Annotated in this window: 22 protein-coding genes; 13 read left to right on the top strand and 9 right to left on the bottom strand. The window is 66.6% G+C overall.

What is annotated here, in order from left to right; all coding sequences use genetic code 11:
* Nucleotides 1–98 precede the first annotated feature (98 nt).
* Complete coding sequence (locus tag AM590_RS06650; protein ID WP_058826777.1) at nucleotides 99–1,103, top strand: mannose-1-phosphate guanylyltransferase; 1,005 nt, start codon at nucleotides 99–101, stop codon at nucleotides 1,101–1,103.
* 18 nt (nucleotides 1,104–1,121) lie between these two features.
* Here the strand turns inward: AM590_RS06650 and AM590_RS06645 are convergent, their stop codons facing one another.
* The 3 genes from AM590_RS06645 to AM590_RS06635 all read right to left on the bottom strand — a co-directional run bounded on the left by AM590_RS06645 (nucleotide 1,122) and on the right by AM590_RS06635 (nucleotide 3,052).
* Complete coding sequence (locus AM590_RS06645) at nucleotides 1,122–1,907, bottom strand: SDR family oxidoreductase (protein ID WP_058826776.1); 786 nt, start codon at nucleotides 1,905–1,907, stop codon at nucleotides 1,122–1,124.
* A 103-nt stretch (nucleotides 1,908–2,010) separates the two neighbouring features.
* A complete protein-coding gene (locus AM590_RS06640; protein WP_058826775.1) occupies nucleotides 2,011–2,505 on the bottom strand; it encodes a Tfx family DNA-binding protein in 495 nt (164 codons plus the stop codon).
* Nucleotides 2,506–2,581: 76 nt separating this feature from the next.
* Entirely contained in the window at nucleotides 2,582–3,052 is a 471-nt protein-coding gene (locus tag AM590_RS06635; RefSeq protein ID WP_058826774.1) for a TRAM domain-containing protein, read from the bottom strand.
* A 90-nt stretch (nucleotides 3,053–3,142) separates the two neighbouring features.
* Here AM590_RS06635 and AM590_RS06630 point away from each other — a divergent pair, with 90 nt between their 5' ends.
* Nucleotides 3,143–3,832 (top strand): hypothetical protein, encoded by a 690-nt coding sequence (locus tag AM590_RS06630; RefSeq protein WP_058826773.1) that lies wholly within the window; start codon nucleotides 3,143–3,145, stop codon nucleotides 3,830–3,832.
* 138 nt (nucleotides 3,833–3,970) lie between these two features.
* On the opposite strand, the gene AM590_RS06625 is transcribed toward AM590_RS06630, so the two are convergent.
* Nucleotides 3,971–4,966 carry a radical SAM protein gene (locus AM590_RS06625; RefSeq protein WP_049904989.1) on the bottom strand — a complete coding sequence of 332 codons (996 nt, stop codon included), beginning with the start codon at nucleotides 4,964–4,966 and terminating at the stop codon, nucleotides 3,971–3,973.
* A gap of 106 nt (nucleotides 4,967–5,072) precedes the next feature.
* Between AM590_RS06625 and AM590_RS06620 the strand changes: the two genes are divergently transcribed.
* Both AM590_RS06620 and AM590_RS06615 read left to right on the top strand, forming a co-directional pair.
* The gene (locus AM590_RS06620; RefSeq protein WP_058826772.1) at nucleotides 5,073–6,947 is read left to right on the top strand and encodes a PAS domain S-box protein; all 1,875 of its coding nucleotides are present in this window, start codon (nucleotides 5,073–5,075) and stop codon (nucleotides 6,945–6,947) included.
* A 128-nt stretch (nucleotides 6,948–7,075) separates the two neighbouring features.
* Complete coding sequence (locus AM590_RS06615) at nucleotides 7,076–8,203, top strand: DUF373 family protein (protein WP_058826771.1); 1,128 nt, start codon at nucleotides 7,076–7,078, stop codon at nucleotides 8,201–8,203.
* A 79-nt stretch (nucleotides 8,204–8,282) separates the two neighbouring features.
* Here the strand turns inward: AM590_RS06615 and AM590_RS06610 are convergent, their stop codons facing one another.
* The 4 genes from AM590_RS06610 to AM590_RS06595 form a co-directional block, all read right to left on the bottom strand.
* On the bottom strand, nucleotides 8,283–9,125 hold the full coding sequence (locus AM590_RS06610; RefSeq protein WP_050458509.1) for a polyprenyl synthetase family protein: 843 nt from the start codon (nucleotides 9,123–9,125) through the stop codon (nucleotides 8,283–8,285).
* A 149-nt stretch (nucleotides 9,126–9,274) separates the two neighbouring features.
* The gene (locus AM590_RS06605) at nucleotides 9,275–10,228 is read right to left on the bottom strand and encodes an electron transfer flavoprotein subunit alpha/FixB family protein (protein ID WP_058826770.1); all 954 of its coding nucleotides are present in this window, start codon (nucleotides 10,226–10,228) and stop codon (nucleotides 9,275–9,277) included.
* Nucleotides 10,225–11,022: an electron transfer flavoprotein subunit beta/FixA family protein gene (locus AM590_RS06600; protein ID WP_058826769.1), complete on the bottom strand. Its 798-nt coding sequence runs from the start codon at nucleotides 11,020–11,022 to the stop codon at nucleotides 10,225–10,227. Before AM590_RS06600 ends, AM590_RS06605 begins: the two co-directional genes overlap by 4 nt.
* A gap of 69 nt (nucleotides 11,023–11,091) precedes the next feature.
* A complete protein-coding gene (locus tag AM590_RS06595) occupies nucleotides 11,092–12,282 on the bottom strand; it encodes a hypothetical protein (RefSeq protein WP_058826768.1) in 1,191 nt (396 codons plus the stop codon).
* A 145-nt stretch (nucleotides 12,283–12,427) separates the two neighbouring features.
* On the opposite strand from AM590_RS06595, the gene AM590_RS06590 reads away from it, so the two are divergent.
* Nucleotides 12,428–13,795, top strand: a complete 1,368-nt coding sequence (locus tag AM590_RS06590) for a hypothetical protein (protein ID WP_058826767.1) — start codon at nucleotides 12,428–12,430, stop codon at nucleotides 13,793–13,795.
* A 39-nt stretch (nucleotides 13,796–13,834) separates the two neighbouring features.
* Nucleotides 13,835–14,317: a type IV pilin gene (locus tag AM590_RS06585; RefSeq protein WP_058826766.1), complete on the top strand. Its 483-nt coding sequence runs from the start codon at nucleotides 13,835–13,837 to the stop codon at nucleotides 14,315–14,317.
* A gap of 48 nt (nucleotides 14,318–14,365) precedes the next feature.
* Here AM590_RS06585 and AM590_RS06580 read toward each other — a convergent pair whose 3' ends face one another.
* Nucleotides 14,366–14,989, bottom strand: a complete 624-nt coding sequence (locus tag AM590_RS06580) for a methyltransferase domain-containing protein (protein WP_004973651.1) — start codon at nucleotides 14,987–14,989, stop codon at nucleotides 14,366–14,368.
* A 155-nt stretch (nucleotides 14,990–15,144) separates the two neighbouring features.
* On the opposite strand from AM590_RS06580, the gene ahaH reads away from it, so the two are divergent.
* The 7 genes from ahaH to AM590_RS06545 all read left to right on the top strand — a co-directional run bounded on the left by ahaH (nucleotide 15,145) and on the right by AM590_RS06545 (nucleotide 21,838).
* Nucleotides 15,145–15,477 (top strand): ATP synthase archaeal subunit H, encoded by a 333-nt coding sequence (ahaH, locus tag AM590_RS06575; RefSeq protein WP_008091423.1) that lies wholly within the window; start codon nucleotides 15,145–15,147, stop codon nucleotides 15,475–15,477.
* Nucleotides 15,464–17,674 (top strand): V-type ATP synthase subunit I, encoded by a 2,211-nt coding sequence (locus AM590_RS06570; protein ID WP_058826765.1) that lies wholly within the window; start codon nucleotides 15,464–15,466, stop codon nucleotides 17,672–17,674. Before ahaH ends, AM590_RS06570 begins: the two co-directional genes overlap by 14 nt.
* A gap of 173 nt (nucleotides 17,675–17,847) precedes the next feature.
* Nucleotides 17,848–18,105 carry a F0F1 ATP synthase subunit C gene (locus AM590_RS06565; RefSeq protein ID WP_004973645.1) on the top strand — a complete coding sequence of 86 codons (258 nt, stop codon included), beginning with the start codon at nucleotides 17,848–17,850 and terminating at the stop codon, nucleotides 18,103–18,105.
* A 21-nt stretch (nucleotides 18,106–18,126) separates the two neighbouring features.
* Complete coding sequence (locus AM590_RS06560; RefSeq protein WP_058826764.1) at nucleotides 18,127–18,711, top strand: V-type ATP synthase subunit E; 585 nt, start codon at nucleotides 18,127–18,129, stop codon at nucleotides 18,709–18,711.
* Nucleotides 18,708–19,754 (top strand): V-type ATP synthase subunit C, encoded by a 1,047-nt coding sequence (locus AM590_RS06555; RefSeq protein ID WP_058826763.1) that lies wholly within the window; start codon nucleotides 18,708–18,710, stop codon nucleotides 19,752–19,754. Before AM590_RS06560 ends, AM590_RS06555 begins: the two co-directional genes overlap by 4 nt.
* Complete coding sequence (locus AM590_RS06550) at nucleotides 19,751–20,071, top strand: V-type ATP synthase subunit F (protein WP_058826762.1); 321 nt, start codon at nucleotides 19,751–19,753, stop codon at nucleotides 20,069–20,071. The genes AM590_RS06555 and AM590_RS06550 overlap by 4 nt, the downstream gene beginning before the upstream one ends.
* A gap of 6 nt (nucleotides 20,072–20,077) precedes the next feature.
* A complete protein-coding gene (locus AM590_RS06545; protein ID WP_058826761.1) occupies nucleotides 20,078–21,838 on the top strand; it encodes an ATP synthase subunit A in 1,761 nt (586 codons plus the stop codon).
* Nucleotides 21,839–21,840 lie beyond the last annotated feature (2 nt).

Below are 21,840 nucleotides of genomic sequence, written 5' to 3'. Positions count from 1 at the left end.
GAATAGTCGAGCCGTGGGCAGCGATATGGTCAGCGACGTGGCCGGTGACGTAGGCCGCGACGTGGTACGGTTTTGAGGCTGTAGCGCCACCCACCGATATGGACCGACCACTCGTCGCGCTCGTCCTCGCCGGCGGCACCGGCACCCGCCTGTACCCCGCGAGCCGGAGCGACCGGCCCAAACAGTTCCTCCCGCTCGGCGGCGACCGCTCTCTCCTCGCCGAGACCGTCGCCCGCGCCGATTTCGCCGACCACGTCGTTGTCTCGACGCGCCCAGAGTTCGCGGACGGCGTCGCCCACCACGCGCCCGACGCCGAGGTCGTGGTCGAACCCGCGGCCAAGGACACCGGCCCGGCGCTCGTCTACGCGACCCACCGAATCGCCGAGTTGTACGACGACCCGGTCGTCGTCGTCCTCCCGAGCGACCACCACGTCGGCGACGGCTTCGCCGAGGCGATGACCCGCGGCGCACGCGTCGCCGCCGACACCGGCGCACTCGTCGCCTTCGGCGTCGACCCGACCCGCCCGGACACCGGCTACGGCTACATCGAACCCGGCGCGGACCGTGGCGACTACCGCGACCTCGCCGCGTTCCACGAGAAGCCGGACGCCGAGACGGCCGCCCGCTACGTCGACGAGGGCTATCTCTGGAACGCCGGGATGTTCGCGTGGACGCCAGAGGCGCTGTTTTCCGCTGCGCGCGACTCGCCGCTCGCGCCCCTCCTCGATGCCCTCGACGCCGGCGACACGGACGCCGGATTCGAGGCGGTCGAGGGCGTCAGCATCGACTACGCGGTGATGGAGCGCGCCGCCGACGCGGCGGTCGTCCCGGTCCACTTCGAGTGGGACGACCTCGGTTCGTGGGACGCCCTCGAACGAATCGTCGCCGCCGACGAGGACGGTAACGTCGCGCTCGGCGACGACCCGGTGTTCGTCGACGCCGCCGACAACGTGGTCGCTACCGACGGCGCGAACATCTCGCTCGTCGGCGTCTCCGACCTCGCGGTCGTCGCGTGGGATGACCGCGTACTCGTCGTGCCGAAAGAACAAGCGCAGAACGTCCGCGACGCGGTCTCGGTCCTCCGCGACCGCGACGCGTTCTGAGACGGGTCGAGCGCCGCGTCAGGCGCTCCGCAGTCGCCCGCCGTCGACTGGGACGCAGGCCCCGGTGACGAAGCTCGCGCGGTCACTGGCGAGGAACGCGACCACGTCGCCGAGTTCGCGCGGGTCGCCGACGCGGCCCAGCGGAATCCCGTCGGACCACGAGTCGAGGCCCTCCTCGTAGGTGTCGTGGTCGCCGCGCTCGACGGCCGCCTCGACCAACTCCTCGATGCGACTCGTCTCGTGTGCGCCCGGCAGCACCGCGTTCACCCGCACGCCCGGCGCGAGTTCGCGCGACAGCGACTTCACGAGGCCGATGACGCCGCGCCGGACCGCGTTCGAGAGGATGAGGTCGTCGATGACTTCTTTGACCGACGTGGAGGTGATGCAGGTAATCGTGCCCGCGTCGCTCGCTTCGAGGTGCGGCCGCGCCGCCCGCACGGTCCAGACGGCGCTCATGACGAGCATGTCGAACGCGCCGTACCACTCCTGTTCGGTCAGGTCGGCGAAGCCGCCCGGCGGCACGCCGCCGGCCGAGGTGACGACGTGGTCGACGCCGCCGAACTCCTCGACGGCCGCCTCGACGAGCGCCTCGACGTCGTGCTTGCTCGTGATGTCGGTCTCGACGCCGAGCACGTCGCCGTCGAGGTCGCCCAGTTCCGATTCGGTCGCCGCGAGGCGCTCCGGGTCGCGCCCGCAGACGACGACGTTCGCTCCTTCGTCGGCCAGCGCCGCGGCGCTCGCGCGCCCGAGGCCGGCCGAACTCGCCGTGACGACGACCGTGTCGCCGTCGAGTCCGAGGTCCATGTCCGGTGCGACGACCGCCGCGAGCAAAAGCGTGGGCCTCGCGGCACGACGTGGGGTGAACCGGAGGCGTCGGACGCGACGCGGTTCCAGCGCGGGTGCGCGGTCAGACTCCGTCGGCGTGCCGGCGGACCCGGACGCGCCCGTCGCTCGTGACGCCGACGAAGAGTTGTTCTTTGATTTCTCTCCCTTCCACCGCGTCGCCGGCCGCGTCGGAGACGATCTTCATCAGGTCCGGCGCGGTCTGGTTCACCTTCACGCCCGCCTCGTCGCAGGCGTCGTACACCTGCTTGGGCACGTCGTAGAGGTCGCTTCCGGCGGGGACCTCGACGCGGACCGGCGCGGTGAGCGCGTCGACGAACGTCACCGTCTCGCGGGCCTTCTCGACGTTGGCGCGGGCGCTGGCTTCGATGCTGGAGACGTTCGCCCGCGAGGTGCCGAGGGAGTCGGCGATAGTCGACTGGCGGATGTCCCGCTCGCGCAGCGCGAGCACCTCCGCTTGCCTCCGGGTGAGGACGCTCGTCTCCGGGTCGAACCCGGCTCTATCGAGGAGTTCGTCTACGTCGGGGACCGTCTCGTCGTCGCGTCCGGCGTCGCTCATACCTCGGGGTAGGTCTCGGGGGTGAAAAAAGATACAGCAGGCTGACTGTCCACGGGACGCCGCCGACGAGTCGGCGTTATTCGCCCCAGAAGTTGTCTCGGCTCCCGAGCGCCTCGGGGCGCTTCGGGCCGTTGCGACCGCTCTGCTTCTTCTCGGAGTCGGCTCCGGTCTTCTCGCCCGCGTCCGACTCGACGTCTTCGGCTTCGGGGTCCAGCGGCAGGCGCTCGACGATTTTCTTCGCGCGGGCGTGGCTCCCCTTCACCCGGTCGATGCGGACGATGGCGCGCGCGTCCGGCAGGAGCCCGTCCACGAAGACGATGAAGCCGTCTTCGGTCCGGCCGACTCCGGCACCGCTCTCGTGGATGTCCTCGACGGTGACGATGACCTCCTCGCCCGGCTTGACGGGCTGCTGTTTGAGCTCGTAGATGGGGCGCTCGTAGTGGTCGCACCACTCCGCGCCGCCGCGGTCGCCGTAGTACTGGCACCCCATGCCCGCGATTCGTTCTGAGAAGCTCGGGCAGTCGTCCGCGAGTGGACAGTCGGACATGCGGGGAGGTACACTAGGGGCACTCTAAACGCTTGCGGGTAGCCCGTCCGCCGCCGAAACGCTTTCCGTCGCTCGCTCGAACCCCGCGGTATGGCAGAACGCGTCCCCGAGTTCGCACTCCTCATCGGCGTCTTCCTCGGCCTGTCGGCGACCGTCTCCGCGGCGGTTCTCTCGGGGACGCTGTTTCGCCCGCTCCTCTTCGGTGCCGTCGTCTGTTACCCCTTCGCCGCCTTCGGCGTCCTCCGGTCGGCCGACCCCTCGGAGGCGCTCCCGCCGCGGGTCGTCCTCGGCCTCGGCGCGGCAATCGGCCTGCTGACCGCGGCGACCGCCGTCCTCGAACGCGCGACGGTCGAACCACTCGACGGCGTGTTCGCCGCGGTGGTGGTCTCACTTCCGCCTGTCGCCTACGCGGTCCGGTTCGGCGCGGACGTGAACCCGCTTTCCCCAGTCCAGTCACTCGTCTGCTGTGCGGTCATCGGCGCGGCGTTCCTCGCGCTCGCGCCCCGACTCGGAACGGTGAGCGCGCTCCTCGGGTTCGTCCTCGGACTGTCGGGGGCGCTCTACGCCGACGCCCGCGGGTTCCGGCCGACACATCGCCAACAGCGCGCCGGTATCGCCGCGGGCGTGCTCGTCGGCGTATCGGTCGCGGTCATCGGCATCGCGATGCAGCTTCCGCTCGGTCCGACGACGGCCGCGGCCGTGGCGCTCGCGCTCACGCCGAGTCTGTTCGTCGCACTCACGAGAAACCGGGCGCGGCGGAACCACCGCTTTCAGTCGTGATGGCGGCGTGAAAATCTGGACCAAAAAGAACGTAGAACTCAGGCCAGCGGCGTCCGCTCGACGACCGTCCCAGTCCCACCTTTTTCCGGAGTTCGCTCACGCTCACTCCGCAAAAATCTGGACCAAAAACGGAGACACTCAGGCCAGCGGCGTCCGCTCGACGACCGTCCCGTCGTAGGTCGGGTACTGCTCGACGATTTCGCCGTCGTCAACGTCACCGTCTTCGATCATCTCTTCGAGGAGCCACCACGCGACCTCGACATGGTTCGACTTGATGCTGTAGAACTCGTCGGGGACGCCGAGTTCGATGAAGCGCTCGGCGGGCGTGTAGGTCTTGCCGTAGACGAGCGTGCCGTCGTCCGTCACCTCGTCGAACGGGCGGCGGAGGTTGCGGGCCATGCGCTTCAGGCGGTTTCGGTGCTGGGCGGCGTCCTTGAACACGGAGGTACAGAAGTAGACGCGCTCGTGGTCGCCCATCTCGTCGAGGATGGCCTCCTTCGAGCCGTCGACCGCCGACATGTGGCCGTCCTGCAGTTCGTAGCCCTTCTCCTGCATCCGGCGGTAGTTGCCGTCTGACATCTCGAACTCGTTGATGTTGCAGAACTCCGCGGCCCCCTCGTCGAGGAAGTCGAGGAACTCCCGTTCCGCGCGGATGCCCGGGATCTCGAACGCCGGGGTGAGTCCCTCCTCGCGGGCGATGTAAAGGATGTCCTCCCACTCGGTGCCGTGCATGTCGCCCCAGAGTTCGAGCGGCGGGTGGAAGCGAATCTCGTCGAGGCCGGCCTCGGCGAGGCGGCGCATGTTCTCGCGCCCGCCCGTGATACCCGTGTAGAGGTGGATGTGATGGTCCTCGCCGAACTCGTCTTTGAGAAGCGAGATGTAGCGGCAGGTCTTGTCGAGCGCTTCCTGCGGTTCGCCGCCGGTGATAGACGAGCCGAGTGCGTCCATGCGTTTCGCCTCCTCGATGACGTCCGCGTCGGACTCGACCTTTCGCTCGTTGGCGTACACGTCGGTGACGTTCTTGCGATTCTCGCCGAGCGGGCAGTAGAAACAATCGCGCTGGTCGCAGTACCCGTAGACGAACAGCACCATCTTCCCGCCCATGGCGCACTGTTCGCATCCCTTCGAGATCATTCGATTACGGAACCGTACTTGGCGCATCGTCAAAAGGCGTCCGACTTTGTCCGGGGACCTTCCGCTCGCCGGTACGGTTATTGTTGTATATGACTGACAATATTCCATGTCTATCGGTCCCGTCGTCCACGCTGAAGGTCCGGTCCGGGTCCTTCTCGTCGACGATGACCCCGAAACCGTCGCAGACACGGTTCCGGCGCTCGAGGCGTGCGGCCGTCTCGAGATCTCGGCGGTCGACGACCCGGCCGCGGCGCTCGAGGCGCACGCCGAGTCGCCGTTCGACTGTATAGTCACCGAGTTCGAGTTCGACGGCACGGCCGGTCTCGACACGCTGCTCCGCGTCCGCGAGTCGCCGAACCCGCCGCCGGTGATTCTGTTCACGCGGCTCGATTCGGAGGACGTTGTCCGCGAAGCGTTCGCCGCCGGCGTCGCCGACGTGGTCGACAAGCGGCCGACCGACGTGCAACTCGCGGTGCTCGCCCACCGCATCTCGAACGCGGTCGTCGCGGCTCGGCAGTCGACCGAACTCAGCGAGCTGTACGCCTGGCTCCAGGTCATCGCCGAGCAGTCGCTCGTCGGCCTGTACGTGATACGCGACGGCCGAATCGAGTTCGTCAACGAGTACCTCTCGAACCTGCTCGGCTACGACATCGATGAGATAGTCGGTCGGCCCATCACGGACTTCATCGTCGAGGAAGACCGCGCCATCGTCGATGAGAGCCTGAAGAGCCGGGAGCACGGGAGCGTCGAATCGATGTCGTACACCGTCCGCGTCAGCAACCACGCCGACGAGCTGACCACGCTGGAAATCACCGGCCAGCGGACGACGGTCGACGGCGAGCCGGTCGTCGTCGGCACCGCGATGGACGTCACGGCCCGACTGGAGTCCGAACGGCTCCTCCGGCGCTCCGAGCGCCTCACCAGGCAGATAATCTCGTCGCTTCCGGACATGGTGTTCATCTCGGAGCCGACCGAACTGGACATCGTCTACATCAACGACCAGTTCGAGAACGTCTGGGGACGAGACGTGTCGCTCCTCTACGAGGACCCGCGTTCGTTCCTCGACCTCGTCCACGTCGACGACCGCGACCAACTGCGGCGGGCCATCGACGAGATGTTCACCGACATCCGAGACGGCGTCGTCGACGAGCAGTACGAGTACGAATTCCGGTTCATCTCCGAGGAGAGCGAGACCATCCGCTGGGCGAACGCCCGCGCGGTCCCACTCCTCGACGAGAACGGCGACGTGACGAACATCCTCGGCGTGATGTCGGACCTCACCGAGCGCATCAGCCACGAGCGCGAACTCGCCCAGCAGAACGCCCGACTCGACGCTTTCGCCCGCGTCCTCTCACACGACATTCGCGGGCCGCTGGCGGTCGCTCAGGGACGACTCGAACTCGCCCGTGAACTCGGCGACGACGGCCACCTCGACCACGTCGAACGCGCCCACCGGCGCATCACCGACGTGGTCGAAGACGTGCTGTCTCTCGCCCGCGACGAACGGTCCGTCCTCGACGCGGAGGAGGTCTCCCTGGCGGACGCCGCGGCCACCGCGTGGGAGATGTGCTCTTCGAACGCCGGCAACGTGCGCTGTGAAATCGGCGAACTTCCGGTGGTCGAAGCCGACGAGAGCCGGGCGACGCGCCTCTTCGAGAACCTGTTTCGGAACGCGCTTCAGCACGCCCGGGGCGACGCGCCCGACAGCGGCTCCGAACTCGTGATTCGCGTCGGTGCCCTCCCGTCACACCGCGGCTTTTTCATCGAGGACAACGGCCCCGGTATCCCGGGATCGATTCGCGACCGCATCTTCGACTCGGGCTTTTCGACCAAGGACGGCGACGGAAACGGCCTCGGACTCGGTATCGTCCGGCAGATTGTCGACTCCCACGGCTGGATAATTCGGGTCGTCGACGGCGAGTCCGGGGCGCGCTTCGAGGTGCTTTTCGACCCCGTCGGCGAGGCCGGCGCGTCCGACTGACCGGCGCGGCTTGCGGGGGCCACGACCTCGCCGCGACGGCCGTCCGTCCGCCCCGCGAGACCGACCGACCGCACCACCGCGGACGCGCCCCCGAAAGCAGATATATCCCCGTGGCATAGGAGTCAACGATGCTCTTGGTCCTCTGTGTCGACCTCGACGACGACCTCGGCCGCAAGACGGGTCTCTCGACGCCCGTCGTCGGCCGACAGCGCGTCGAGGACGCCGCGGTGGCGCTGGCAACCGCGGACCCGGAGGACTCCGACGTGAACGTCCTCTTTCAGGGCATTCAGGTCCACGACGAACTCCTCGAATCGGAGGACGAGGAGGTCGAGGTCGCGGCGGTCACCGGGTTGGAAGGCAGCGACGTGAAAGCGAACCGCGCTATCGGCGACGAGATAGACACCGTCCTCGCGAGCCTCTCGACCGGTGAGCCCGTCCACGCCATCGTCATCACCGACGGCGCACAGGACGAGTCGGTCCTGCCGGTCATCCGCTCTCGCGTCCCCATCGACGGGGTCCGTCGGGTCGTCGTCAGACAGGCCCAGAACCTCGAATCGATGTACTACACGATGAAGCAGGTGCTCGCCGACCCCGAAACCCGCGGGACCATCCTCGTCCCGCTCGGCATCCTGCTTCTCATCTACCCATTCGTCACCATCGCCAGTTTCTTCGACGTGCCCGGTGCGGTCGTCCTCGGCCTCATCTCGGCGCTGCTCGGCCTGTACACGCTGTTCCGCGGGCTCGGCCTCGAATCCGCCGTCGACGAGGCGGCAAACCGGGCGCGCAACGTCCTCTACGCCGGTCGCGTCACCATCATCACCTACGTCGCCGCCGCGGCGCTCCTCGTCGTCGGCGGCGTCCGCGGGGTCGAACTCCTCGAAACCGTCTCCGACAGCGTCGGCGGTGACCCCGCGCCGGGACTCATCCTCGCGACGCTCGTCCACGGCGCTGTCGAGTGGTTCGCTGCCGCCGGCATCACGAGCAGTCTCGGCCAGGTGACCGACGAGTACCTCCACGACCGGTTCAAGTGGCGCTACCTCAACGCGCCGTTCTACGTGTTCGCCATCGCCATCGTGCTGTACGCGCTCTCCGGCTTCTTCCTCCCCGAGGGCGTCTTCGGCGTCCAGAAGTTCTACCTCCCCGGCCTCGCCGTCGCACTCACGGTCGGCACGCTCCTCGGTGTGCTGAGCACGCTCACGTTCGCGGTGGCGGAGTCGCGCTATCCGACCGGCTCGGACGGCGAGCAACCGGCGTAATCAGTCGCGGGCGGCATCGCCACTCGGCGTGTTCTGTGGTTTTTCGGCATCGACGGTTCCGAACTCGAACTCGCCCCGTTTAGCTCTCGCGGACGATGACGAACTCCGCGAGGTCGCGGAGGTATTCAAGCGGCTCCGAGTCCTCGACGCCCGACGAGTCGAGAGCCGAAAGCGCTTCGTCGGCCTGCTGTCTGGCCCGGCGGTTCGCTTCCTCGGGGGTCAGGTCCGTCACCTGTACGAGCGACGGCCGGCCCATCTCGGCGTCCTGTCCCGTGGGCTTGCCGAGTTCCTCGGCGTCGGCCGTGGCGTCCAGCACGTCGTCGCGAATCTGGAAGGCGACGCCGACGCGGGCCGCGTAGTCGCCGAACGCCTCGACGACGTGGGCGTCGCCACCGGCGGCAACCGCACCGAGTTCGGCGGCGGCGCGGAACAGCGCGCCCGTCTTGCGGTGGGCGAGCTGCATGTACTCGTCTTCGTTGGATGGGACCGCGACCAGTTCGGTCGCCTCGCCCTCGCCGAGTTCGACCATCGACTCGGCGACGATGCGGGTGGCGCGGTCGGACGACGAGAGGAGGGCGAACGCCTCGCCGAGCAGGCCGTCGGAGGCGATGATGGCCGGGCCGTAGCCGTACTCGGCCCACGCGCTCGGCGTGCCGCGGCGGATGTCGGACCGGTCGATGATGTCGTCGACGACGAGCGAGGCGTTGTGGACGAGTTCGACGCCGACCGCGAAGTCGACGGCGTCTTCGGGGGTGCCACCGACGGCCTCGCAGGCGAGGATGGTCACGGCGGGGCGGACGCGCTTGCCCCCCGCGAGAGCGACGTGGTCGAGTTGGTCGGCGAGTTCCGACGGCTCGACCGCCGAGACGACCTCCTCGAGGCGGTCGTTTACCATCGTGACCCGGCGCTCCAGGTATTCCATTGTCGGTTCGTAGGGTTGGGTAGGGAAGTACGTACCGGATTTGGAGAAACCGCGCGACTGGGGTGCGGCGGTAGTCGGAGAAAACGCGCCCCGGAGACGTCGCTCACGAGTTCGCACCGCAAAAATCTGGACCAAAAACAGGTGGTCGCTTACTCGAACTGCTCGATGAGTTCCGGAACGACCTCGAAGAGGTCGCCGACGATACCGTAGTCGGCGATGTCGAAGATGGGCGCGTCGGGGTCGGTGTTGATGGCGACGATGTTCTCGGCACCCTTCATCCCGGCGACGTGCTGGACGGCGCCGGAGATGCCGATTGCGATGTAGAACTTCGGCGTGACGACCTTTCCGGACTGGCCGACCTGTCGGTCCTTCGGGAGCCAGCCGTTGTCGACGATGGGCCGCGACGACGAGAGCGTCGCGCCGAGCGCGTCGGCGAGTTCCTGTACGAGTTCGATGTTCTCTTCTTCTTCGATGCCGCGGCCGACGGAGACGAGCACGTCGGCGTCGGTGATGTCCACGTCGCCGCTGCCGACTTCCTCGAAGCCGGTCACGCGCGAGCGCACGCGAGATTCGTCAAGGTCGAACGAGAAGGCCTCGACCGCGGGCTCACCCGACTCCTCGGCGGCGTCCCACTCGCCGGGGCGGACGGTGACCGCGGCGCGGTCGGCGTCGACCTCGACGGTCGATTCGACCTTCGAGGCGTACATCTCGCGGGTGACGACGAGGCCGCCGTCGTTCTGCAGGCCGATGGCGTCGGTCACGAGCGGGAGGTCGAGGCGCTCTGCGACCGCGGGGGCGTAGTCGAGGCCGTTGACCGTGTTGCCCATGAGGACGTACGTGGGGTCGAGTTCCTCGAAGAGGGCCGCGACGGCCTGTACGTACACGTCGTGGTTGAACTCGTCGCCCTCGGCGACGGTGTGAATCGCGTCCACGCCGGCGAGCGAGAGCTCCTCGGCGAAGGCGTCCACGTCGCCGCCGATGACCGCCAGGTGGAGGTCGCCGCCGGTGTCGCCGACGAGGTCTGCGCCGGCCGTCACGAGTTCGAACGACACGTCGCGGAGGCTTCCGCGGCGGTGCTCGACGACGGCGAGCACGTCGCTCATTGCGCGCCCACCCCCTTCTCGCGGAGGACGGTCGCAAGGTCGGCGGCCTGCTCCCCGGCGTCACCCTCGAAGTAGGTCGCGTCGGACTCGGTCTCCGGCTCGTACACGTCGGTCAGGACGAGGTCGGACTCGACCGCCGCGGCGTCGAGGCCGAGGTCGGAGAGCGCGAGCGGCTTGATCTCCTTCGACTGGGCCTGCCGAATCCCGCGCAGGCTCGCGTAGCGGGGCTCGTTGATACCGGTCTGGATGGTGAGGACCGCGGGCAGGTCAACCTCGGTGAGTTCCTCCACGCCGCCTTCGAGCTCGCGGCGGACGTTCGCCACGCCGCCGTCGGTATCGAGGTCGAGCGCGTTCACGACCGCGGCCCACTCGAAGTCGATTGCCGAGGCGAGCGAGACGCCGGTCGCGCCGAAGCTGTCGTCGTTCGCCTGCACGCCCGTCAGGACGAGGTCGGGGTCTTCCTCCTCGACGACCGCCGAGAGGAGGCGCGTCTTCGCGCCCACGTCGAGCAGGTCCACGCCGTCGAGCGCGTCGTCCCACACGCGGACCGCGCGGTCGACGCCCTTGGCGAGCGCCATGCGAATGGTCTCCTCGGACCGCTCGGGGCCGATGGTGACGGCGACGACCTCCACGTCGTCGTCGCTCTCCTCGGCGATTTGGACGGCTTCCTCGACCGCGTACTCGTCCCACTCGTTGAGGTCGTAGTCGAGGTACTGGTCCGCCACGCGGAGCCCGTCGAGCTCGAAGTCCTCTTCGACCTCGGCGACCTCCTTGACGGTTACGAGAACTTTCATCAACGTTCACTACCGACGGGGGAGAATAAACGTTTTCGCACCGCGGCCGTCGGCGACGCCGTCGCCCGATTACTCCTCGTCTTCGTCCTCGTCGGGGAGCGAGATGAGGTTCTCGCGGCCGAGGCGCAGTTTCTCGACGCGCCCCTCGTCGGCCATCGCCGACAGGAGCTGTGAGACCTTGGCGTCGGACCAGCCGGTCTCCTTGACGATGTTCGCCTGCTTCATCCGCCCGCCGCTCCGTTCCAAGAGGAGTTCGACCCGCTCTTCGTCCGAGAGTAAGTCGAGGTTGATATCGTCGGGCGCTTCGCCTGCTTCGCCGTCGTCGTCACCCTCTTCGTCGGTGCCGAGTTCGTCGGCCGGCTCCGGCATCGGCTCCTGACGCCGCGCAGGCGTCGATGCCGACGGTCCGGCCGTGTCAGCGTCGGCCGGCCGCCGCCGGGCGAACAGGACGACTCCTGCCACGAGCACCAGGAAGATGATGGCACCGCCACCGACGAGCGTCCACGGGATGGCTCCGTCCGACCCTGTGGAAACGTAACTCACGCTTAGTTGCTCGGTCGACTCGAACGTCCGCGGCCCCTCGGCGACGACAGCGTTGTTCTCCAGCGGGATGTCCGTGTCACTGACGGCGTAGCCCGGGGGCGTCTGAATCGTGAGGTTCTGGTTCGACTGCAGCGAGGAGAGCCACGTCCCGCCATCGGCGGCCGAGAAGGCGTCCCCGACGCGCAGTCCCTCGTCGGTCTGTTCCGCGAAGTTCGTCCATGTGAACCTCAACACGAGGACGCCGGTCCCGTTTTCGACGTAGCCCGTCGTTGTCGCGTTCTGGACGGTCATCGACCGGCCGGTCTGCTCGGCGGCCGTCTGGCTGACGCGCTGAAAGAAGGCGGCATCGGGGCCGACGTCGGTGGCTCCCTGCTCGTACTCCTGTACGAACGCTTCGAACGCCGCGGTTTCGTTTCGCGTCTCGAGATCGTAGCGCATCTCGATGCGCCAGTCCGCCGAGCGGTCGTCGCGAACCCGAATCGATATCTCCGTCTGTGGCGACCGTTCGAGACTCGACTGCTGGGTGACGAGCGGTGCGCGGCCGAGGGCGGTGGGCGCTTGCGAGCGCGGGTCGGAACCGAAACCGTCGACTCCGGAGTCGTCGACTGCCGCGTCAACGCCGTGAGCGCCAGCCGCAGTCATATCTGTGGCCGCCGCCGGGACTGCGACACCGGAGACGATGGTGAGGAGGGCAACGATGAGGGCGGCGCTCCGCATACGTAAATCCGTTTCATCCGGCGATGAAAACGCTTTCCATCGATTCAACAGCGTCATACGCTGCCGAGGTGTGTTCTCCTTGGTCACTGTCGTCGACGGCGGCAAGAGGGTCATTTTAGTACCGGCGCCGTGTACCCCCACGTCGATGAAGGCCCTCCCGCTCGTCGTCGTCATGCTTTTACTGGCGTCGCCAGTGCTCGGCGCGGTCGGACCCGCCGACGGTTCGACCCGAGCGGCGGCTCTCGACGGGACGGACCCCGCGCAGGTAGAGTCGCCGTCCAACGAGACGATTCACGTCCTCGATATCCCGTCGTCTGAACTGGTTCAGGCGACGGTCGAAGCACACCACGTCGACCTCGGTCCGTCCCTCGACTTCGCCGCCCTCAGGGCCGGTGAACAGATTCAGACGGGGGCGTCCATCGAGCGCATCGAATCGGCGACTAACGACAACACCCGACAACAGCTCATTCTCGACGAGCTAAACAGCATCGAGCAGCGCGCGATTGCACTGCAAAGCGCGCAACGCTCCGCAATCGAACGGTTCAACGGGGGGGACCTCACCGCGCGCGAACTCCTCGTCGAACTCGCGCGAATCGACGCCGAGGCCCGCGGACTCAACGAGCGACGCGTCGCCCTCCGCGAACTCGCCACCGAGACGCCGGACTTCTCTATCAACTCCGGCCGGCTCGCGGCGCTCGAACGCGAGCTCGACACGTTCACCGGTCCGGTTCGGAAGTACGCCGTCACGGTCATGTCCGGCCAGTCCGACACCGCTCGGTTCTCCGTCCGAACGAGCGAGACGGGCGTCGTCCTCAGCGTCGTGGCCGACGGCGAGTACGTCCGCGAGGCCTACCGCGCCGGGCTCCGCAACCGCGACCAGAGCACGGTCTCTTACGAGGAGGCCCTCGACATCGTCGCGGAGAGTTACCCCACCATCTATTCGAGCCGCGCCGCGCAGAACGGGACCAACGTCATCAGCGCCGGCGACAGCCACCGGGTGCGAATCAACTACGACCGCGGCCAGCTGACCGCCTACGTCGACACCGGAAGCGGGCGCGTGTTCAAGGAATCGCAGACCCGACCCCTCACCTCGATAACGACCAGTGCCGTCGCGACCGAGGTCAAAGACGGCCTCACGCTCACTGTCGACCGGACCTACCCCGGCGGACCGCTCCGGATCCAACTGAACGAAAGCGGAAGCGACGACCCGGTAGACGCGAACGTCACCATCGGGCTCGAGGCCAGCCAGGAGAGTACGCTTCTCGGTCACACCGGTTCCGACGGGATGCTCTGGACCGTCTCGCCGTCGTCTCCCTACACGATTACGGTGATTAAGGGCAACTCGGCGGTCGTCCTCACCACTTCACCGACGTCGATACCCGTCCTCGTGACGAACACGACCGCGGGGACGAACGAGACCGCCGCGATGGCGTCGTCGACGCCGACAGAGTCGAGCGAGAGCGTCTCGGTCGTCTCACACGGTGCGGCGGTCGGTCCGCCGGCAGTCATCTGACCGGAGGTTCTTATGCCATGACGGGGCCACCCCGTCTCGATGTCTCGTCAGTTCCGCCGCTCGACTCGCGGCTCGTCCGTGCTTCTCGGGAGCGTGCTCCTCATCGGTCTCGTGGTCGTCGTCGCGGCTGCCGTGGGCGCGGCGGCGTTCGACGCGGCCGACTCCTCGCCGACGCCGGCCCGACCGACAGCACTATCCCTCGCGGTTTCGGGTGACACGCTGTCGCTGACTCACGAGGGCGGCGCGCCGCTCGACGTGGACTCGCTCGCGATTCGAATCTCCGTGGACGGAGCGCCGCTCGCCCACCAACCGCCCGTGCCGTTCTTCTCGGCTACTGGGTTCCATCCCGGACCGACCGGTCCGTTCAACGCCGCGGCCGACTCCCGGTGGACCGCGGGCGAGACGGCGACGCTCGAACTCGCGGGGACGAACGACCCGGACATCGAACCCGGCGCGACGGTAACCGTCCGCGTCTTCGACGGGGAGACGCCGGTCGCGGCGCTCGAAGCGAGCGCGTCGTGAGTCAGCGGTGACGAAAACGAGCGTCCGAGTCGAACGCGGCGGTCGCGTTTATTCCTCTGGTGCGCGCGCGATGGTCACGATGGCCCGCGGGCTGCCCGGCTGGCGCTGGAGGATGTGGTGTTCGATGTCGACGAAGCCGGCAGCCTCGAACATCCGGTCGGCTTCCTCCTCGTCGTAGAACAGCATGATGGCGTCCGCCAGCTTCTGGAAGACGCCGGATTTCGGGTCGTCGGGACCGACGACGAGCACCTTGCTCCCCGGCTTTACGACGCGGCGGAACTCCTCGAGCGCGGTGACCGGGTTCGGCCAGTACTCGATGGAGCCGGACGACCAGATGACGTCGAAGGAGTCGTCGGCGAAGGGGAGCCGCTCTGCGTCCCCGCGATAGAACCTGACCTCGTCGTTCTTGCCGAATTTCTCCCACGCCTTCTGCATCTGGTGGATACTCTGGTCGAGGCCGTGGACGTCGTCGGTGTAGCGGAGCAGTCCCTCGGTTCCGAAGCCGGTGCCACAGCCCACGTCGAGGACGCGGTCGCCCTGCTGGATGTCGAGCATCTCCAGCGCCTCGTCGCGCATCTCCTCGTTCCAGATGAACGGGTTCACCCGGTCGTACACCTTCGAGAGGTACTTGTAGAACAGGCGGGCCCGCGCTTTGTTTTCGAGGACTCCCATCGCGCCGGGATTAGGACTCACCGATGATAACGGTGCGGATTCGCCGCGCCGGTCGGCGTTCACGGGGGGTGAATCGCCGCGTCTCCCGAGCGTCTGTCACAGACTTTCCGCAAACACCTTATACAGCGCTTGTGCAACGTTCCTGTGATACGAGTATGCCGAGACAAGAGGTTCTCGAACGAATCAAAACGGCCGAGCAGGAGGCCGACGACATCGTTGAAGAGGCCGAGGCCAAACGTGAGGAGCTCGTCGCGGAGGCGCGTCGCGAAGCCGATGAGATTCGCTCCGAGGCCGAAGAAGAGGCCGCAGAGCTCGAATCCGAGCGTCTACAGGAGGGACGCGCGGACATAGAGTCGGAGCGGGAACGCATCCTCGAAGAAGGCGAGGACGCCCGCGACGAACTGGTTGCCGAGGCGGAAGACCACATCGACGACGCGGTCGAATTCGCCATCGGCCAATTCGAGGAGGCGGTTGATGCTCAGACCTGAGCAGATGAGCAAGGTCTCGGTGACCGGTTCCAAGGGCGTCATGCCCGAGGTCATCGAGGCTGTCCACGACCTCCGACTGCTGCACGTCACCGAATACGACGGCTCGTGGCAGGAGGAGTTCGGATTCGAGACGGGGTCGCCCATCGAAGGCGCCGAGAGTGCGTCCGACAAGCTCGTCACCGTCCGCTCGCTCAAGAGCATCCTCGGGGTCGAAGACACCGACTCCGGCCGGCAGCGCATCGTCCCCGACGACGCGCTCGGCGAGCCCCTCGAAGAGATTCGAGCCGAGGTCAATGAACTGGACGACCGCCGCTCCGAGCTCGAAAACGAGCTCCGCGCGGTGGACGAAGAAATCGACGCGATGGAGCCGTTCGTCGACCTCGGACTCGACCTCGACCTGCTTTCGGGGTACGAGACCCTGCAGGTCGTCGTCGGACAGGGGAAGGTCGAACCCGTCGAGCGTGCCGTCGTCGACGCCGACGACATCAACGCCTACGAGATCTTCTCGGGTGAGCGCACGCACGCCATCTTCGGTCGCCCGGTCGACGGTGCCGACGAGATGGCGCTCGCCGACGCGCTCGTCGGCGTCGAGTTCGCTACGCTCGAAGTCCCGGACGCCTCGGGAAGCCCCGAAGAGCACATCCGCGACCTCGAACAGCAGAAGCGCGAAATCGAGTCGAATCTCGAGACCGTCGAGTCCGAGCTTCACGACATCGCCGTCGAGGAGGGCGAGTTCCTCCTCGCGGCCGAAGAGCGCCTCGCAATCGACGTCCAGAAGACGGAAGCGCCGCTTTCGTTCGCGACGACGGAGAACGCCTTCGTCGCCGAGGGCTGGATTCCGACCGAGCGCTACAACACGTTCGCGGGCACGCTCAAAGACGAGGTCGGCGAGCACGTCGCCGTCGAGGAACTCGAACGCGCCGAGTTCTCCCGTGACGGGCACGACCACGCGCGCGAGGAAGTCACCGAGACCGGCGGCACGGCCGCCGCCACCGACGGCGGAACGGTCTCGATGTCCAGCGACGACCCGCCGGTCGTCCAGAAGAACAGCGGCGCAGTCAAGCCGTTCGAAATCCTCGTGCAGGCGGTCAACCGCCCGAGCTACTACGAGTTCGACCCGACCATCATCCTGTTCCTGACGTTCCCGACGTTCTTCGGGTTCATGATCGGTGACCTCGGGTACGGTGTCATCTACACCGCCATCGGCTTCTTCCTCTACTCGAAGTTCGACGACGGCGCGATAAAGAGCATGGGTGGCGTCACCATCGCCGCGGGGCTGTTCACGACGTTGTTCGGCATCCTCTACGGCGAGATATTCGGCTTCCACCTCATCACCGAATACTTCTGGGAAGGCGTGCTCGGGATGTCGCACCCGCCCATCGAGAAGGGACTGTCGCCGGCCACCTCTGAGTGGGCCCTCGGTTGGCTCACCGTGAGCGTCGCCGTCGGTATCTTCCACGTCAACGTGGGGTACATCCTCGACTTCTTCGAGAACTACGAACTCCACGGTGCGAAGGACGCAGTCCTCGAAAGCGGCTCGTGGATCCTCATGCTGAACGGTCTGTGGATCTGGATCTTCAGCGACGCGCTCGGTGGCGTGCCGCCGGAGTTCCTGTTCACCACGTTCGCGGCTGACGGGCTCATCCCGCTCGGCTTCTCCGGCTTCTCGTTCACCGTCGGCTGGATCGGGTTCGGGATGTACGTCCTCGGCGCGGTGCTCCTCGGGATGGCCGAACTGGCCGAACTCGTCGAGTTCGCCGCTCCGCTTTCGAACGTCCTGTCGTACACGCGTCTCGGCGCGGTCCTCATCGCGAAGGCGTCGATGGCGTTCGCCGTCAACCTGCTCGTCTTCGGCGTGTACGTCGACGACCACGGCGGCTGGCACTTCGGGCTCGGCGGAATGCCCGACTCCGCCGCGGTTGCGGCACTCGGCGCGGGTGAAACGCTGAGTTACCACGGCTACGAAGTGACCGAGGTCCTGTTCGGCGGCATCTTCCACACGGGTGCCGCGGGCGTCGTGGGCGGACTGCTCGTCCTCGTCGTCGGTCACCTGGTCGTCCTCGCGCTCGGCGTCACGAGCGCCGGCCTACAGGCCGTGCGTCTCGAGTACGTCGAGTTCTTCAACAAGTTCTTCGAGGGCGGCGGCCGCGAGTACAACCCGTTCGGGTACGACCGCGAGTTCACGACCGAAGACTGACCCTCTCCGGCGATTCTTTTTTGACTTTTGTCCGCTGGAAGCGACTGCTTTTGCAATGACGACGATTCCGCCGTCGTAGACAGACCGCTCCAGACGTTTTGGGAACCTTTATGATACGGCTGACGCCACATGCAGACGTTCGGAGACGACAATCCGGTACTCAGGAACACACAATGATTGAAGCAATTGAACCCCTCATGACTGCACTGCAGAATGAAACCGCTTCCTCGCCCGCTATCACCGCCGACGCTGCGGCGGCCCTCTCGGTCGGTATCGCCGCCTTCGCCGCAGGCTATGCGGAGCGTGGCATCGGTTCCGCTGCGATGGGTGCCATCGCGGAAGACGAGGACCTCTTCGTCAACGGGCTGGTCCTTACGGTTCTCCCCGAGACCCTCGTTATCCTCGCACTGGTCGTTGTCTTCGCGGCCTAAGCACCCCCTCTCTTTCCCATTATGAGTTTGGACAACGTCGTTGAGGACATCCGAGACGAAGCCCGCGCACGCGCAGAGGACATCAGGCAGGACGGCCAGGAACAGGCAGACGACATCGTCGCCGAGGCCGAGGCCGACGCCGAAGAGCTCCTCGAATCGCGGAAGGCGGACGTCGAGCAGCAACTCGAACGGGAGCGCGAACAGGCGCTCTCCAGCGCGAAGCTCGAAGCCAAGCAGGCTCGACTCAGCGCCCGTCGTGACGTGCTCCAGCGCGTCCGCGAGCAGGTCGAAAGCGAACTCGCCGAGCTGGAAGGCGACCGTCGCGAAGAGCTTACCCGCTCGCTGCTCGACGCGGCGTCGGTCGAGTTCGAAGACGAAGACGAGGTCTTCGTCCACGGCCGCGCCGCCGACGAGGACCTGCTTTCGAGCATCCTCGAAGACTACGACGGCTACGAGTTCGCCGGCGAGCGCGACTGCCTCGGTGGCGTCGTGGTCGAGGGCTCGAACTCGCGCGTCCGGGTGAACAACACCTTCGACTCGGTCCTCGACACAGTCTGGGAGGACAATCTGAAGGAAGTGAGTGCGCGACTGTTCGACGACCAATGAGCACTACAGGCGGCTCGAATCCCGAATACGTCATCGCTCGCGTTCGAGCGCGACGTAGTGCCCTGTTCGGCGACGAGGAGTACCGCAAACTGGTCCGTATGGGACCGGCCGAAATCGCTCGGTTCATGGAGGAATCGGAGTACGAGACCGAGATCAACGCCCTCGGGAGCCGTTTTTCCGGCGTCGACCTCATCGAGTACGCGCTGAACCGGAATCTGGCGAAGCAGTTCAACGATATCCTCGACTGGGCAGACGGCCGCCTCTACGACCTCATCGCGCGGTACCTCCGCAAGTTCGACGCGTGGAACGTGAAGACGGTTATCCGCGGTATCTACTCCGGCGCGTCCCGCGACGAGGTCGAATCCGACCTCATCCGCGCCGGCGAGTTCGACGACCGGCTCTTCTCGCGACTGCTCGACGCAGGCGAGATGGAGGAGGTCGTCAGCATCCTCTCCGGCACCATCTTCGGAGACGGCCTCGCGGCCGCCTACGAGGAGTACGAGGAAGTCGGCGTCCTCGTCCCGCTGGAGAACGCGGTCGACCGCGCCTTCTACGAGCAGTTGCTCGAGGGCCTGGTCGTCGGCGAAGAGGCAAAGCAGTACCGCGAGTTCCTCGAAGCCGAAATCGACTTCCGAAACGCCCGCAACGCGCTCCGAATCGCGCGGAGCGGTGCCGACCTCGACCCCGTCGACTACTTCATCGAGGGCGGCACGCTGTTCCGCGCGTCGGAGCTCGCGTCGCTGGCGACCAGCCCGGACGAGCTGGTGTCGAAAATCCGTGACAGCCGGTACGGCGACCGCCTCTCGACGGCCCTTTCGGACCTCGAAGAGGCAGACAGCCTCATCGGGTTCGAGCGTGCCCTCGACGCGGCGCTCTTGGAGTACGCGGACACGCTCGGTTACGTGTTCCCGCTTTCTGTCACGCCAATCGTCTCGTACATCCTCGCCAAGGAGCGCGAGGTGGACAACATCCGGGCCATCGCCCGCGGCCGCGAAGCCGGGCTGGGCCCCGATGCAATAGAAGAGGAGCTGGTCATCCTATGAGCCAGGAAATCGCAGTTATCGGCAGTCCGGACTTCACCACGGGCTTTCGACTTGCGGGCGTCCGCAAGTTCGAGAACGTCCCGGATGAAGCGAAGGACGACGAACTCGACGAGGCCGTGACGCGAACGCTGGAGGACGAGGACGTGGGCATCATCGTGATGCACGAAAACGACCTCGACCACCTCTCGCGTAACGCCCGGCAGTCGGTCGAGCGCAGCATCGAGCCGACGCTCGTGACGCTCGGCGGTTCCGGCGGCGCGAGCGGCCTCCGTGACCAGATCAAGAGAGCAATCGGTATCGATCTGATGGACGAATAACCAAACATGAGTCAGGCAACACAAGATTCCGTTCGCGAGGACGGTGTCATCGCAAGCGTGAGTGGTCCGGTCGTGACCGCCCGTGGCCTCGACGCCCGCATGAACGACGTCGTCTACGTCGGCGACGAAGGGCTGATGGGCGAGGTCATCGAAATCGAGGGCGACATCACGACTATTCAGGTGTACGAAGAGACCTCCGGCGTCGGTCCCGGCGAACCCGTCGAGAGTACGGGCGAGCCGCTGACCGTCGACCTCGGTCCGGGGATGATGGACGCCATCTACGACGGCGTTCAGCGCCCCCTGGACGTGTTGGAGGAGAAGATGAACTCGGCGTTCCTCGACCGCGGTGTCGACGCGCCGGGTATCGACCTCGAAAAGAAGTGGGAGTTCGAACCCACCGTCTCCGTTGGCGACGAGGTCGCCACCGGCGACGTCGTGGGCACGGTCCCCGAGACCGTGACCATCGAACACAAGGTCATGGTCCCGCCGGACTTCGAGGGCGGCGAGGTCGTCGCCATCGAGGAAGGCGAGTTCTCCGTCACCGAGACGGTCGCGGAACTCGACAACGGCGAGGAGATCACGATGCACCAGGAGTGGCCGGTGCGTCAGGCTCGCCCCGCCGCAGAGAAGAAGACCCCGCGCGAACCGCTCGTCTCGGGGCAGCGCATCCTTGACGGCCTGTTCCCCATCGCGAAGGGCGGAACGGCCGCGATTCCGGGTCCGTTCGGCTCCGGAAAGACCGTCACTCAGCACCAGCTCGCCAAGTGGGCCGACGCGGACATCGTCGTCTACGTCGGCTGTGGCGAGCGCGGTAACGAGATGACCGAGGTTATCGAGGACTTCCCGGAACTCGACGACCCGAAGACCGGGAACCCGCTCATGGCCCGGACGTGCCTCATCGCGAACACGTCTAACATGCCCGTGGCGGCCCGCGAGTCCTGTATCTACACCGGCATCACCATCGCGGAGTACTACCGCGACATGGGATACGACGTCGCGCTGATGGCCGACTCCACCTCCCGGTGGGCTGAGGCCATGCGCGAGATTTCCTCGCGTCTCGAAGAGATGCCCGGCGAAGAGGGGTACCCCGCGTACCTCGCCGCGCGTCTCTCCGAATTCTACGAGCGTGCCGGCTACTTCACGACCGTCAACGGCGAGGAAGGTTCCGTCTCCGTCATCGGCGCGGTTTCGCCGCCGGGCGGCGACTTCTCCGAGCCGGTCACGCAGAACACCCTGCGTATCGTGAAGACGTTCTGGGCGCTCGACGCGGACCTCGCAGAGCGCCGTCACTTCCCGGCGATCAACTGGAACGAGTCGTACTCGCTCTACCAAGAGCAGCTCGACCCGTGGTTCGTCGAGAACGTCGAGGACGACTGGGCCGAAGAGCGCCAGTGGGCCGTCGACGTGCTCGACGAGGAGAACGAACTGCAGGAAATCGTTCAGCTCGTCGGTAAGGACGCCCTGCCGGAGGACCAGCAGCTGACCCTCGAAATCGCTCGCTACCTCCGCGAGGCGTACCTCCAGCAGAACGCGTTCCACCCGACGGACACGTACTGCTCCCCCGAGAAGACGTACGGTATCCTCACCGCCATCCACGCGTTCAACGACGAGGCGTTCAAGGCGCTCGAAGCCGGCGTCCCCGTCGAAGAAATTCAGGCCATCGAGGCGGCTCCCCGGCTGAACCGCATCGGTGTGCAGGAAGACTGGGAGGCGTACATCGAGGACCTCAAAGCAGAGATCACCGAGCAGCTCCGCGAGCTGTACTGAGA

This window comes from Haloferax sp. Q22 (assembly GCF_001482285.1).
Lineage (GTDB): Archaea > Halobacteriota > Halobacteria > Halobacteriales > Haloferacaceae > Haloferax.
Note: the sequence above shows the minus strand (reverse complement) of the source record. Positions and strands in the feature narration are given on the sequence as shown.